The organism is Micromonospora acroterricola, from assembly GCF_003172955.1.
In the GTDB taxonomy this organism is placed as follows: Bacteria; Actinomycetota; Actinomycetes; order Mycobacteriales; family Micromonosporaceae; genus Micromonospora; species Micromonospora acroterricola.
This window is the reverse complement of record NZ_QGKR01000294.1, coordinates 1-14,111: the sequence shown is the minus strand read 5'-3', so window position 1 is coordinate 14,111 and position 14,111 is coordinate 1. Positions and strand designations below refer to the sequence as shown.

The following is a 14,111-nucleotide window of genomic DNA, read 5'->3' as shown; positions in this document are numbered from 1 at the left end:
GTCCCCGTGTCCCCGGCACCCGGTGTGGCCGCCGGTCGCGCCGGCGCGGGCCGTGCCTCGGTGCCCGTGTCCCCGGCGCCCGGCGCACCGGCCGGTCGCGCCACCGTTGGCGCCGCGTCCGTTGGCGCCGCCTCGGCGGGTCGGGCGAGTGTCGGCTCCGCATCCGTGGGTGGGCGCGCCGCGGTCGCCCGGGCGAGCGTCTCACCGGTCTCCGGCGGCCCGGGTGGTCCGGGCGGCCCCGGCGGGCCGAACGGCCCTGGTCGCGGTGGTCGGGGCGGTCGCGGTCCGGGTGACCCGGGCGCGGCAGCCCGGGCGAAGAAGCGCAAGCGGATCAACCTGCTGATCGCCGGGTTCGCGGTCTTCATCATGCTCGCCGGCGTCGGCGTCGTCGGCTTCACCTACTACTCGACCAACGTGGTGCTGCCCGACGAGATCACCCCGCCGCAGGCGACCACCCTGTACGCGTTCGACAACAAGACTCCCATCGCCAAGGTGGGCGATCAGAACCGCACCCTGGTCACCATCGACCAGATCCCGCAGTGGGTGCAGGACGCGGTGGCGGCCGCCGAGGACCGGAACTTCTACCGGCACTCCGGTGTGGACTACAAGGGCATCACCCGGGCCGCCTGGAACAACCTCTCCGGCGGCGACAAGCAGGGTGCGTCCACCATCACCCAGCAGTACGCGCGCAACGCCTACGACAACCTGAAGGACGACACCTACGGCCGGAAGGTGAAGGAGGCGATTCTCGCCTCCAAGCTCAACGACAAGTTCACCAAGCCGCAGATCATGCAGCACTACCTCAACGTGATCTACTTCGGCCGGGGGGCCTACGGCATTGAGGCTGCGGCGCAGACCTACTTCGGCAAGTCGGTGAGCGCGCTCAAGCCCGACGAGGGCGCGGTGCTCGCCGCCCTGATCAAGCAGCCGGAGCCCAGCTCCACCCACCAGGGGTACGACCCGGCGATCAACCCGACCGCCGCCCAGGATCGCTGGAACTACGTGATCGAGGGCATGGTCAAGGAGGGCTGGCTGGGCGTGGCCGGCAAACCGGAGCGGCCGGTCGCGTACCCGAAGAACATCAAGGCCCCGAAGAAGGGCGGCATCGGCGTCGACTTCGGCGTCGACACGCCGTACGGCAACGTCATCAACTACGTCCGGGAAGAGATGCGGGACAAGGGCATCTGCGTCGACAAGGAGACGCAGGTGACCGACGCCAAGCCGCTCTGCTCGCAGGCGCTGATGGCCGGCGGTTACCGGATCCGCACGACCATCGACACCAAGATTCAAAAGGCCGCGGTCGAGACGGCACAGCGCAAGACCAAGGGCTCTGAGCTCTCCGACCAGCCGGCCAACCTCATGGCCGCGGTGGTCGGGATCGACCCGACGAACGGCCGGGTGCTCGCCTACTACGGCGGTGACAACGGCACGGGCACCGACTACGCCGGCAAGAACACCGACTCCACCGGGGCGATCAGCGGCGGCCACTCGCCGGGCTCGAGCTTCAAGATCTACACCCTGGCGGCCGCGCTCAAGGCCGGCAAGGCGCTCGAATCCCGGTGGAAGGGCAAGGCCTTCACCCCGGAGGGCACCAAGTTCAAGGTCAGCAACGCCGGCGTCGACAACCCGTCCTGCGGCAACTCCTGCACGCTGCGGGTGTCCACGCTCAAGTCGCTGAACGTGCCGTTCTACTACGTCACCGAGGAGATCGGCGCCGACAAGGTCGTCGACATGGCCAAGCAGGCCGGTGTCACCACCATGTGGCGTACGGACACCAACCCGGCGAAGGCCTACGACCTGACCAAGGCCGACCCGAAGGACATCACGCCGGAGCCGTTCTTCAACGTGGTCGGCTACGGCCAGTACCCGATCACCGTGCTGGACCACGCCAACGGTGTGGCGACCTTCGCCAACGGGGGCGTCCACAACAAGGCGCACTTCCTCTACTCCGTGGAGAAGCAGAACCCGAACACCGGCAAGTGGGACAAGGTCGCCACCGAGAAGCTCGACTCGAAGCGCAGGATCGACAAGGACGTGGTGGCCGACGTGACGTCGGTGCTGAAGGACTACCCGGCCGCCGTCAACCACCGCCTCGACGACGGCCGCAAGGCTGCCTCCAAGACCGGCACCTGGGAACTCAAGGGCGACAGCTCCGACAACGGTGACGCCTGGATGATCGGCTACACGCCGCAGTTGGCCACCGCGGTCTGGGTGGGCAACGTGGGGGCCCGGAAGCCACTGATCCTCAAGGACAAGCGCAAGGTCAGCGGTGGCAACCTCCCCGGTGACATCTGGGAGCGGTTCATGGACGAGGCGCTTCAGGGCAAGGAGAAGGTCGACTTCCCGGCGGCCGCCAACATCGGCGACCCGGACTCCGGCAACGGCGAGGCGGCGACGCCGCCCCCGCCGCCGCCGGGGGGTCTGCCCGGCCAGCCCAATCAGCCCGGTGGGCTTCCCTGTGACCCGCTGACCAACCCGTTCTGCCCGCGCACCGACGGCAACAACGGCGGGAACAACGGCGGAAACAACCCGAACGATCCCGGCCGGCCCGGCAACGGCGGTAACGGCGGTGGGCTGCTACCCGGCCTGCCACCGAGCAACCGGGACTGAGCCGCACCACTGAACGACGCCGCCGCCGGCCGGACGCCCTGTCCGGCCGGCGGCGGCGTTTCCGTACCCGGATCCGCGCGCCGGGACGGGACGTGCACCCCGGTCGTACGGCAGGATGCCTCTTCATGAGCACCCAGTCGACGCCCGGCATCGACGACGCCGGCACCACCGACCACCCGTCCCGCTCCGACGGGTTCGTCCGCGGCCTGTCCGGCGTGATCGGCGGTCCGCTGGGCGACCACGCGACGGCGCTGGACCGGCCGGCCGGCCAGGAGCGCCGGTTCTGGACGGCGGTCCGGATCGTGCTGGCGCTGGCCTGCCTCACGCTCGCGCTGCACTGGGTGCAGAAGTCGCCCTGTCAGGACGGCGCCTGGCAGAACAACTCGCAGTACACGCGGTTCTGCTACACCGACGTGCTCGCCCTCTACTACGCCGAGGGACTCAACGAGGGCAAGGTGCCCTACCGTGACCACCCGGTGGAATACCCGGTGCTGACCGGCTACTTCATGGGGGCGCTGGGCCTGCCGGTGCACGCCCTCGGCGACGGCGACCCGAGCATCAACCAGGCACAGTGGTTCTACAACCTGAACGCCCTGGTGCTGAGCGGGCTCGCCGTGGCCACGGTGGCGGTGATCCTGGCGCTACGCCGTCGACGACCCTGGGACGCCGCCCTGTTCGCGCTCGCCCCGGCGCTGGTGCTCACCGCCACCGTCAACTGGGACCTGCTCGCCATCGGGCTGGCCGCGTTCGGCCTGCTGGCATGGGCCCGGAAGCGACCGGCGGTGGCCGGCGTGCTGCTCGGTCTCGCCGGTGCGGCGAAGCTCTGGCCGCTGTTCATCCTCGGCCCGATCCTCGTGCTGGCGCTGCGGGCCGCCCGGCTACGCCCCGCGCTCATCGCGGTCGGCAGCGCCGTCGCCGCCCTGGTGCTGGTGAACCTGCCGCCCGCGCTGGCGTACCGGGAGAACTGGGACAGGTTCTTCGAGCTGAACAGCACCCGACCCATCGACTGGGGCACGCTCTGGTACATCGGGCGCTACCTGGACGGCAAGGTCGGCAACGACCCCGCCAAGCTCGGCCCGTTCGAGTGGCTGAACGTCAACATCCCCACCCTCAACACCATCTCGTACGCCCTGTTCGGGCTGGCCTGCCTCGGCGTGGCCGCCCTGACGCTGCGGGCGCCACGCCGACCGCGGCTGGCCCAGCTCGCCTTCCTCGTCGTCGCCGCGTTCCTCATCTTCAGCAAGGTCTGGTCCCAGCAGTTCGTGCTCTGGCTGCTGCCGCTGGCGGTGCTGGCAAGGCCAAAGTGGGGCGCCATCCTGGCCTGGCAGTTCGCCGAGGTCTGCTACTTCGTCGCCTTCTACGGCGAGCTGCTCGGCGCGGCGACCAACAAACCGGTCTTCCCGGAGGGCGTGTTCGTGCTGGCCGCCACGCTGCGCCTGACCACCGTGGTGGTGCTGTGTGTGCTGATCGTCCGGGAGGTCCTGCACCCCGAGCGCGACGCGGTGCGGGCCACGTATGCGGACGACCCGGACGGCGGTGTGCTCGACGGCGCGCCCGACGACCCCCGGCTGACGCGGTTGCCGCACCGCCTCCGGCCACGGGTCACCCCGAGCGTGACCTGAGGCACCGGCCCCGGGGGCGTCAGAGCCGGTAGACCACCGCGTCGGCAACCTCCTGCCGGGTGATGCCGAGCGACTCGACCGGCGCGTCGATGGTGATCTCCCACGGCGTGCCGGCCACCTGCCCGCGTAGCAGCACCACCGTGCGAACGCCGAGCGTGCGCAGGTAGTCGACGCTGGTCTGGTCGGGGAACGACTGGCTTACCCGGCGGACGTCGTCGAGCTGACGCGGCGTGAACCCGCTGCCGCCGTTCACCACGTCCGGGAATCCGCTGGTCGACCAGAGCATCACGTGCTGGTCCAGGCTCTGGTTGCTGGGCAGCACGAGCAGCGGTCCCTCAGCCGTACGCAGCGCGGCCGGTTGGGTCGGCACCACCGGATGCGGGGTCGTGTTCAGGCCCTCGACGGTGACCAGCAGCAGCGGGAGAAGGGTGGCCAGGCGCAGCCACGGCCCCGGCCAGGACGGAATGCGCTGCGCGGCCAGCTCACGGACCCGGTCGGTGAGGGCGGTGACCGCGCCCGCGGCGAGCAGGGCGAGCAGCAGCGTGGTCCAGAGCATCAGACGGCCGGGGGTACGCAACGCGTTCCAACCCGGTGCGTGCTCGAAGAGCGGGACGTAGGTGAACGCGCCGTCGAAGAAGCGGGTGCCCATCGCGAAGGCCATCGTCACCAGCACCCCGACGAGCAGCAGCACTCGGTGGCGCAGCCGCCAGACCGAGAAGAACAGCCCGCCGGCGGCCAGCGCGTAGAGCACGAAGCCCGGCAGCAGCGTCATCTCCGGGTGCCAGGGCAGCGCCGCGCGGGCACCCTCGTGCAGCCCACCCCAGATCCGTGACTCGGCCGGCGCGGTCACGAAGCCGGACGCCGGCGGCGAGAAGATGCTGATGTCACCGATCGTGCGCTCGGCGTACGGGTGCAGCTCGGTCACCTTGAAGTACGGGATCGCCATCAGCAGACCCACCCCGGCGAAGAGCATCCCGCCGACCAGGTCGGCGACGAGCAGCCGACGGCCGAACAGCGGAGCCTGGCCGGTCCGGAGTCGCCGCGCGAAGAACAGAACGGCGGCGACCAGCACGGCGCCGGCAAGGAAGTACGCGAACGGCAGACCGATGCCGAAGCCCAGGCTGAGTTGCCAGGCCGCCACCAGCCACCCGGCGTACACCCAGCCGTCGTGCCGGCGCTCGGGCCGGTAGCCGTGCCGTAGCGACCAGCCGTGCCCCCGCGCCAGCATGGCCAGCGCCAGCGGGATGCCGCCGTTGGAGAGCACGTGCAGGTGCCCGGCCTGGGCGAGCAGCCACGGCGCGTAGGTGTAGCCGACGCCGGCGACCGCCGCGCCGATCCGGCCCGCGCCGAGCTGCCGCGCCAGCGCGTACGCCCCGAGCGTGGCCAGCGCGTGCGCCAGCACGAACATGATGTTGTAACGCAGCACCGCGTCCTCGGGGCCGCTGCCGAGCATCCCGGCCGGGGCGTAGCCGAGCAGCGTGTCGGAGAACGCGAAGCTCCACAGCTCGGGGAAGAACGTGTTGGACTGCCACAGGCGCGCCGGCTCGGCGAGCAGGATGTGCCCGGACCAGGCCATCTGCCACGCCTGGAGGCTCGGGTCCCAGTAGTCCTGCGGGAGTGTGTAGCGCGGGTAGCGCAGCGTCGGCCAGGTCATCAGTACGGCCAGCGCCAGCGCGCCCAGGGTCGCCAGGGTCCACTCGTGGACCAGGAACCGGCCCACGGCGCGGGTTGCCCGGCTGAGCCGCGACGGCACCGGCTCCGGCGCGGAGACGAAGGCCTCCCAGCGCTCGGACCCCACCGGCTTCCCCGGACCATCGGCCTTCACCGGACCGTCGCCGTCGGCCGCCTTCTCGTCCTTGTCCGCGCCGTCCTTGGTCCCGCCGTCCTTGCCTGCGTCGTCCTTGTCCGCCTTGTCCTTGTCCCCGCTGCGGTCCTCGGTCCTGCTGCCGCCCTCGGCCGCGCTGTCCTTGACGGCGCTGTCCTTGGCCGCGGTGTCCTTGGCCGCGCTGTCCTTGACGGCGCTGTCCTTGGTCGTGCCGTTTTTGGCCGTGCCGTTCCTGGTCTCGCCGTTCTTGCTCGTGTCGTTCTTGGTCGTGTCGTTCTTGGTCGTGTCGTTCTTCGGGGTGTCGCTCTTCGCGGGGCCCGGCTCGGCGGTCGCGGGAGTGGTGGCCGTCGCGCCAGCGGCCGTGGCCGCGCTGGCCGTCGTGCCGTCCCTGGTCGGACGACCCGTGCCGGCTTCGGCGGCCGGGGTGTCGGAGGCCCTGGCGGCGGTGCGTGCCTGCGGGGTGGGGGCGCCCGCGGCGGGCGGGGTGGCCGGCCGGATCTTGGCGTCCCCGCTGGGGGTGGGCCGGCTGCTCCCGGTCCCGGGCTGTCCGCTCGTCATGCTGCCGGGGTCTCCGTCCCGAGGTGCTCGCGGAGGAAGTCGATGTCGGCGGCCTGGCCGGCGACGCCTCCGGGGGTCTCGACGACCACCGGCGCCCCGGCCGCCCGGATCACCGCGACCACCAGTTCCGGGTCGATCGTCCCGCCGCCCAGGTTGTCGTGCCGGTCCTGGCCGGAGTTGAACGTGCCCTTGGAGTTGTTGGCGTGGACCAGGTCGATCCGCCCGGTGATCGCCTTGACCCGGTCGACCAGGCCGAGCAACTCCTCGCCCCCGGCGTACGCGTGGCAGGTGTCGAGGCAGAAGCCGACCTCGTGGTCGCCGACGGCGTCCCAGAGTCGGGCCAGCGCGTCGAGCCGTCGGGCACACGCGTTGTCACCGCCGGCGGTGTTCTCGATCAGCACCGGGACGCCGAATCCGCCGGAGTCGGCCGCGTACGCGAATGTCTTGCGCCAGTTGTCGAAGCCGACGGCCAGGTCGTCCCCGGCGTTGACGTGCCCCCCGTGGACGATCAGGCCCTTGGCGCCGATCGCGGCGGCCGCGGTCGCGTGCCCGAGCAGCAGCTTGCGGCTGGGGATCCGGATGCGGTTGTTGAGGGTGGCCACGTTGATGACGTACGGCGCGTGCACGTAGAGGTCGACCTCGGCCGCGCGCAGCCGCTCGGCGTCCTCCCGAGGCTTGGGGGCCTTCCACCCCTGCGGGTCGGAGAGGAAGAACTGCACGGTGTCGGCGGACCGGGCGGCCGCCTCCGCCAGCGGGTCGGTCGAATCGACGTGGGCTCCGATACGCATGCGAGCGAGCCTACGTCGCGACCCTGCCGGTTGGGGCGACGGCCGGTGCGGTGTCGTGGTCGGCGGCGTCACCGGACGAACCGACGATCGTTGATGGAATGGAACCGGCGGCAGGGTCCGGTTGCCGTGCGGCGCGAGCGCCGCGCACGGCACCCGGTGGCCGACGGACCGACAGCGAGGTCACCCCCGCCGCGCGGCCCGGCGTGGCGGGGGCGGCCCCCTCGGCACCCAGATTCCGACCGATGAAGAATCTCGGAAATTTGTGCTTTTTCCCCCGACAAGGTACGAGAGCCGTTGTATCGTCAGATAACAACACGATAAAGCTCCGCGGGGCGTCTTCGGTCCAACCTCATCGGTGTGGTCGTTCCTCCCCAGGTCCCACCCAAGGAATGCGGACGGGACGCCCCGCGGCCTCGTTGACGGGGGTCCACCACCGGCCTGTGACGGTCGGACGGTGGGCCCCCGTCGCCATGTCCGGGGTGCTGACCCCACCACCACGGGCATGATCATCCGGACCGGGTATCCTGGTCCGGTTGTCCGCGTCCGGCCGGGTTCCCCCGGTACGTGCGGGCAGCGACGCACGACCTCCTGCCACGGAAGGACCGTGGCCGCTTAGCCCACAGGAGGTGAGCACGTCTTGCGTCATTACGAGATCATGGTGATCCTCGACTCCAGCCTCGAGGAACGCACCGTCGCCCCGTCGCTCGACACGTACCTGAACGTGATCCGGACCGCGGGTGGCTCGGTTGAGAAGACCGACGTGTGGGGCCGCCGGCGCCTCGCGTACGAGATCAACAAAAAGGCCGAGGGCATCTACGCCGTCGTCGACCTGCAGGCCACGCCTGCCGCGGTGGCCGAGCTGGACCGTCAGCTCCGGCTCAACGAGTCCGTGCTGCGCACCAAGGTCATCCGGCCGGAGATGCGCTAAGCATTCAACCCGGTTCGCCCGGATCAGCCTCCGCGGCTCTGTCGTACGGCTCTGGGAGCCTGTACGACGAGACGCTGAGTGCGCGAGGAGATGGTCATGGCAGGAGACACCACCATCACGGTCATCGGCAATCTGACCGATGACCCCGAGTTGCGGTTCACCCCGTCCGGTGCGGCGGTCGCCAAGTTCCGGGTCGCTTCGACGCCCCGTTTCATGGACAAGACCACCAACGAGTGGAAGGACGGCGAGCCGCTCTTCCTGGCCTGCACCGTGTGGCGTCAGGCGGCGGAGCACGTCGCCGAGTCGCTGCAGCGGGGCGCCCGCGTGATTGTCTCGGGTCGGCTGCGTCAGCGGTCGTACGAGACCCGCGAGGGTGAGAAGCGCACGGTCATCGAGCTTGAGGTCGACGAGATCGGCCCGTCGCTGCGCTACGCCACGGCGAAGGTGCAGAAGATGTCCCGCTCCGGCGGCGGTGGCGGCGGCTTCGGTGGCGGTGGCGGTGGTGGCAGCCAGGGTGGCGGCGGAGGCAACTTCGACGACCCCTGGGCTTCGGCCGCACCCTCTCCCGCGCGTGCCGGTTCGGGCGGCAACTTCGACGAGGAGCCTCCGTTCTAATGGCGCCGAGCGCCCGCGATCGCAAACCAGGAGCACGTGCAATGGCCAAGGCTGCGGCACTTCGCAAGCCCAAGAAGAAGGTGAACCCGCTCGACAAGGACGGGATCACCTACATCGATTACAAGGACACCGCGCTGCTGCGCAAGTTCATCTCCGATCGCGGCAAGATCCGCGCTCGGCGGGTGACCGGCGTGACCTCGCAGCAGCAGCGGCAGATCGCCCGTGCGGTCAAGAACGCCCGTGAGATGGCGCTCCTGCCGTACACGGCCACCACCCGCTGAGAGGAGGCACCGATATGAAGATCATCCTGACTCAGGAAGTGTCCGGCCTCGGTGCCCCGGGCGACATCGTCGAGGTCAAGGACGGCTACGGCCGTAACTACCTGCTGCCGCAGGGCTTCGCGATCGCCTGGACCAAGGGCGCGGAAAAGCAGGTCACGGTCATCAAGCGGGCCCGCTCGGCCCGCGAGATCCGCGACCTCGGCCACGCCAACGAGGTCAAGGGTCAGCTCGAGGGGCTCAAGGTCAACCTGAAGGCCCGCGCCGGCGACGGTGGACGGCTCTTCGGCTCGGTCACCTCGGCCGAGATCGTGGACGCCGTCAAGGCGTCGGGCGGTCCGGTCCTCGACCGGCGCCGACTGGAGGTGCCCGGTCACATCAAGTCGACCGGCACCTACCCGGTGAAGATCAAGCTGCACCCCGATGTGACCGCGTCGTTCAACCTGAACGTCCTTCAGGGCTGACGCCAGCACCACCACCACGAGGGCCCGCACCGATCGCTCGGTGCGGGCCCTCGTGCGTACCGCCGTCGTGCGCCGTGCCCGGTCAGCCGATCGGCTGACCGGTCACCGCGCTGATCAGCACCGTGGAGAGGCCACCGCCCACCACCGCCGCGGCGAGCGCGATCGTGGCCGAGCGCCACGTGGTGCCGACCCGCCGCAGCAGCGCCGCCACCACCAGACTGCTCACCAGTGCCAGCCCGAAGCGGGGCGAGCCGGCGAGCAGCGACTCCAACGCACGTGACCGGGGCGAGTCGCAGCCGCCCCCGCTGATGTCGGTGACGCACCCGGCCGGCGCCTGGCTGTCCAGAGTCAGCAGCCAGACGAAGATCAGCACCGCCGGCACCAGGTAACAGGCGGCGGTGTACAGCAGTGGCCGGACGGAGCCACCGGGATCCGGGTCGAGCAGGTCGTCCTCCAGACGCCGGGCCCAACCGCCGCCCGTGGCCACCGACTCCACCCGACGCCGCACCGACGCCGTCCCCACCGACGGCTGGTCCGCCCGACGCCCTGGCCCACCGCCACGCGGCGCCGGCGCGCCACGGGGTACGGGTGCGCCGCGCGGGCGGGGGGGCGTGTACGCGACAACCGGCGACCGGGGCGCCGACGTGGACGGATCCATCCAGCGGGGGTCGTCACCGGCCAGCCGCGTGCCGGGCCAGAAACCCTCGTTGCGGCTGGGCCAGCCCTCCGCCGCCACCGAGCGGTCGGAGCGGGGCGGCAGCGTCCGGTCCCACTGGTCGTCCTCGACCGCGGACCGCTCCCACTGGCCGGTGCGGTCGGACCGCTCCCAGCCACCGACGCTCTCCGCCTGCGACCACTGCCCGCTCAGGTCCGTGCCGTCCGCATCGGCCACCGGCGGCCACGCGTGCACACCGGAGGCGTCCCACGGGTCCACCGCGGGCGCGTACGACGGGTCGGGTTCGGGCACCCGCTCGGAACCCCGCTCCCACGGATCGACCGCCGGGCGGGTCCAGGACTCCTCCGTCGTACGGCGGCTGCGCCGGGTGGGCCGGTCGGCGTCCGGTCGGGGCGCTGGCTCGGCCGGGGCGGCCTCAAGGTCCCCGCCGGACCAGATCACCTGTGGACGACCAGCGAGCGCACGGCGGGGACGGCGGTCCGGGACCGCGCCGGAGACCGGCTCCTCCTCCGCCGAGTCGGCCCGACGGCGGCCGGCGTACCCCTGCTCCTGTGGACGATCGAGCGTCCACTCCCTCGTGTGGTCCGAATCGGGGGCAGCGCCGATCGCCGGCTGCTCGCGCCAACTCGGCTCGCTGACCCGCCGCCGGGGACTCGCCGTCCCGGTCGCCCGCCAGCCGGCCCCGGAACTCGGCCGCTCCGGCTCCTCGTCATCCGGCGCGGCGTGGCGGCCAGCGCCGTCCGCGTGCCGGACCCCGGACTCCAGCGCCCAGCGGGGCAGGTAGGCGTCGACCGGCTCGTCCTGCCCACGGTCCAGGGCGCGCCGACGACTGGAGGTGCGATAGCGCCCGTCCTCGTCGTACGGGTCGACCGGAAGGGACGGCATGCGCTCACCCCACGAGGCGGTCGGCTGGCGCTCGCGCGGGCTGCCCTCCCCGCGTCCCCAGTCCCGGTAACTCACGGCCGGAGTGTGACCCTTCTGAACCGAAAGCGTAATCCGCTGTCCAGGTGTAGCCGTTCGCTGGAGATAGTACGGGACGATCGTGTCACAGGCCGGACCGAAATATTCTCCTCCACAGGCTGGGGACCACGTATCCGCTGGTCAGCGAGGTATGGCCCAGAATTCCCCAACGGTTGTCCACAGCCTGTGCACACGCTGCGCACATGCCCGTCCACCGACATCCACAGGTTGTCCCGAGGCTCGTCCACCGGCGTTGTTGAGTCGCTGACCTCGGGGTCCGTATGGTTGGCCCTCGACCGCCGGCGCGATGGCCCCCGATCGACCGGCCCGGTCGGACGGAAGTTGTCGTACCCCGGCGATAGAGCTGGGATCGGATCCGGCGCAGTGGAGGGGGGACCCGTGTCGGTCACTGACGACATGCGGGCGGAGCCACGCTCCGGCGGCCAGCCGCCTGCGCAGCGCGACGGCCAGTTCGACAAGACCCCACCCCAGGACATCGCGGCCGAGCAGTGCGTCCTCGGCGGCATGCTGCTCTCCAAGGACGCCATCGCCGACGTCGTCGAGATCCTGAAGACGAACGACTTCTACCGGCCGGTGCACGCCACCATCTTCGACATCATCCTGGATATCTACGGCCGGGGTGAGCCGGCCGACTCGATCACCGTGGCTGCGGCGCTCGCCGACTCCGGCGACCTGGTACGCATCGGTGGCGCGCCGTATCTGCACACGCTCATCGCCAGCGTGCCCACCGCCGCCAACGCCGCGTACTACGCGCGGATCGTCAGCGAGCGGGCCGTGCTGCGCCGGCTGGTCGAGGCCGGCACCAAGATCGTGCAGCTGGGCTACGGCACCGCCAACGGCGGCAGCCGCGACGTCGACGACGTCGTGGACCTGGCCCAGCAGGCCGTCTACGACGTCACCGAACGCCGGGTCAGCGAGGACTTCGCGGTCCTGGCCGACATGTTGCAGCCGACGCTGGACGAGATCGAGGCGGTGGGCGCGCAGGGCGGCATGATGACCGGCGTCCCGACCGGCTTCAGCGACCTGGACCGTCTGCTCAACGGCCTCCACGCCGGCCAGCTCATCATCGTGGCCGGCCGGCCCGGTCTGGGCAAGAGCACGGCGAGCATGGACTTCGCCCGCAACGCCGCCATCCGCGCCAACCAGGCCGCCGCCATCTTCTCGCTGGAAATGAGCAAGGTCGAGATCGTCATGCGACTGCTCTCCGCCGAGGCGCGGGTGCCGCTGCACGTGCTGCGCAGCGGGCAGCTGTCCGACGACGACTGGACCAAGCTGGCCCGGTGCATGGGCGAGATCAGCGAGGCGCCGCTCTTCGTCGACGACACGCCCAGCATGAACCTGATGGAGATCCGGGCCAAGGCCCGTCGCCTCAAGCAGCGGCACGACCTCAAGATGATCGTCGTCGACTACCTCCAGCTGATGACCTCACCGAAGCGCACCGAGAGCCGGCAGCAGGAGGTCGCGGACCTCTCCCGTGGCCTGAAGCTGCTGGCCAAGGAGGTTGAGTGCCCGGTGATCGCGGTCAGCCAGCTGAACCGTGGCCCCGAGCAGCGCACCGACAAACGCCCACAGCTGTCCGATTTGCGTGAATCTGGCTCAATTGAGCAGGACGCCGACGTTGTCATCCTGCTGCACCGCGACGACTACTACGACAAGGAGTCGCCGCGGGCGGGGGAGGCGGATTTCATTGTCGCCAAGCATCGGAACGGCCCCACCGACACGGTGACCGTCGCGGCTCAGCTGCACCTGTCCCGCTTCGTCGACATGGCCATCGTCTGAGCGACGCGGCACGCCCCGAGCCGATCAGCCCAGCAGCGGAAACCAGCCCGCCGACTCGCCCAGCTCCAACCGGTCGCGGTCGGTGAGCGGAAGCCGCCCGGTGGCCTTCAGCAGGAACTCCTCGTCGTCCCAGCCGGTCGGGCGGACGGCGTCGTCGCTGAGCAGGCCGTCCATGGTCGCCACCGCGACCCGTACCGCCAGCGGCCCGGGCGGCGGCGCGCCGGGCAGCTCCGGCGTCAGGTCCAGGTGGTGCACGACGGCCTCGGTGGTCAGGGTGGCCAGGAAGTCCGACACACGCAGCACGTGCCCCTGGGTGGTCACGTACCCCGCCGGATCGGCCGCCCGGGCGGCCCGGACCGCCGCCGGGGCGGTGTCTCCCCAGAGCCGGACGATGCCGGACGGTCGGTCGAAGGCGGCGGCCGACCGGCGGACCCACCAGGCGTGCCGGGCGTCGTCACCACCGCCGGACGGGAAACCGGACCAGTAGCTCACATCGTCCACGTCGGCGGGGCCGTCGGCGGGGCTCGCCAGCGCGACCAGGGCCCGCTGGGCGTCACCGAGCACGTGGAAGAGCAGGTCCGCGACGAGCCATCCCCGGCAGCGGGTGGGTCGTTGCAGGTCGGCGTCGTCCCGGCCGTCGACCGTCGCGGTGATTCCGTCGTACGCCTGGGCGAGGGCCTCGTCCGGCCGGATCGCGGTCATGCGATGCAGCCTCGCACGGACACTCCCGACCGCCAACCGTTCCGGACGGTGGGAGGGGCGTGACCGCCCGGGCCACGATCGGCCCGGGCGGGATGACGCTCTCGGCTCAGCCGAACATCTCGTCGAGGAAGCCCTTGCGCTTCTTCTGACGGTAGTGGCCGTGGTAGCCCTGGTGCTGCTGGTGCTGCTGCTGCCCGTGGCCGCCGTAGGCCGGGGCCGGCGGGTAGCCGTGGGCGGGCGGGGGCGGCGGCGGGGAACCGCACCGTAGCCCGGCTGGTGCTGCGC

11 protein-coding genes and 1 pseudogene are annotated in these 14,111 nt (G+C 71.1%); 7 read left to right on the top strand and 5 right to left on the bottom strand.

Annotated elements, in window-relative coordinates:
• Positions 1-2,610 (top strand): transglycosylase domain-containing protein (locus DKT68_RS25500; protein ID WP_161556696.1); only part of this gene is annotated, 2,610 nt, incomplete at its 5' end.
• Between the two features lie 125 nt (positions 2,611-2,735).
• Positions 2,736-4,232, top strand: a complete 1,497-nt coding sequence (locus tag DKT68_RS25495; protein ID WP_109819918.1) for a glycosyltransferase family 87 protein — start codon at positions 2,736-2,738, stop codon at positions 4,230-4,232.
• A 19-nt stretch (positions 4,233-4,251) separates the two neighbouring features.
• Here DKT68_RS25495 and DKT68_RS25490 read toward each other — a convergent pair whose 3' ends face one another.
• Together DKT68_RS25490 and DKT68_RS25485 are read right to left on the bottom strand one after the other, a co-directional pair.
• The gene (locus DKT68_RS25490; protein ID WP_109819917.1) at positions 4,252-6,615 is read right to left on the bottom strand and encodes a hypothetical protein; all 2,364 of its coding nucleotides are present in this window, start codon (positions 6,613-6,615) and stop codon (positions 4,252-4,254) included.
• A complete protein-coding gene (locus tag DKT68_RS25485) occupies positions 6,612-7,403 on the bottom strand; it encodes a deoxyribonuclease IV (protein WP_109819916.1) in 792 nt (263 codons plus the stop codon). Before DKT68_RS25485 ends, DKT68_RS25490 begins: the two co-directional genes overlap by 4 nt.
• A 637-nt stretch (positions 7,404-8,040) precedes the next feature.
• Between DKT68_RS25485 and rpsF the strand changes: the two genes are divergently transcribed.
• The 4 genes from rpsF (at position 8,041) to rplI (ending at position 9,688) form a co-directional block, all read left to right on the top strand.
• Positions 8,041-8,331: a 30S ribosomal protein S6 gene (rpsF, locus tag DKT68_RS25480; RefSeq protein WP_109819915.1), complete on the top strand. Its 291-nt coding sequence runs from the start codon at positions 8,041-8,043 to the stop codon at positions 8,329-8,331.
• 78 nt (positions 8,332-8,409) lie between these two features.
• Positions 8,410-8,946 (top strand): single-stranded DNA-binding protein, encoded by a 537-nt coding sequence (locus DKT68_RS25475; RefSeq protein WP_201749186.1) that lies wholly within the window; start codon positions 8,410-8,412, stop codon positions 8,944-8,946.
• Between the two features lie 41 nt (positions 8,947-8,987).
• On the top strand, positions 8,988-9,227 hold the full coding sequence (rpsR, locus tag DKT68_RS25470; protein ID WP_013289355.1) for a 30S ribosomal protein S18: 240 nt from the start codon (positions 8,988-8,990) through the stop codon (positions 9,225-9,227).
• Between the two features lie 14 nt (positions 9,228-9,241).
• On the top strand, positions 9,242-9,688 hold the full coding sequence (gene rplI / locus DKT68_RS25465; RefSeq protein WP_109819914.1) for a 50S ribosomal protein L9: 447 nt from the start codon (positions 9,242-9,244) through the stop codon (positions 9,686-9,688).
• Positions 9,689-9,770: 82 nt separating this feature from the next.
• On the opposite strand, the gene DKT68_RS25460 is transcribed toward rplI, so the two are convergent.
• A complete protein-coding gene (locus DKT68_RS25460; protein WP_109819913.1) occupies positions 9,771-11,324 on the bottom strand; it encodes a chromosomal replication initiator protein DnaA in 1,554 nt (517 codons plus the stop codon).
• 399 nt (positions 11,325-11,723) lie between these two features.
• Between DKT68_RS25460 and dnaB the strand changes: the two genes are divergently transcribed.
• Positions 11,724-13,124: a replicative DNA helicase gene (gene dnaB / locus DKT68_RS25455; RefSeq protein ID WP_109819912.1), complete on the top strand. Its 1,401-nt coding sequence runs from the start codon at positions 11,724-11,726 to the stop codon at positions 13,122-13,124.
• 24 nt (positions 13,125-13,148) lie between these two features.
• On the opposite strand, the gene DKT68_RS25450 is transcribed toward dnaB, so the two are convergent.
• Together DKT68_RS25450 and DKT68_RS32820 are read right to left on the bottom strand one after the other, a co-directional pair.
• Positions 13,149-13,826, bottom strand: a complete 678-nt coding sequence (locus DKT68_RS25450) for a maleylpyruvate isomerase N-terminal domain-containing protein (protein WP_109819911.1) — start codon at positions 13,824-13,826, stop codon at positions 13,149-13,151.
• A gap of 106 nt (positions 13,827-13,932) precedes the next feature.
• Positions 13,933-14,111, bottom strand: a pseudogene (locus DKT68_RS32820) (zf-TFIIB domain-containing protein); the annotation flags it as partial.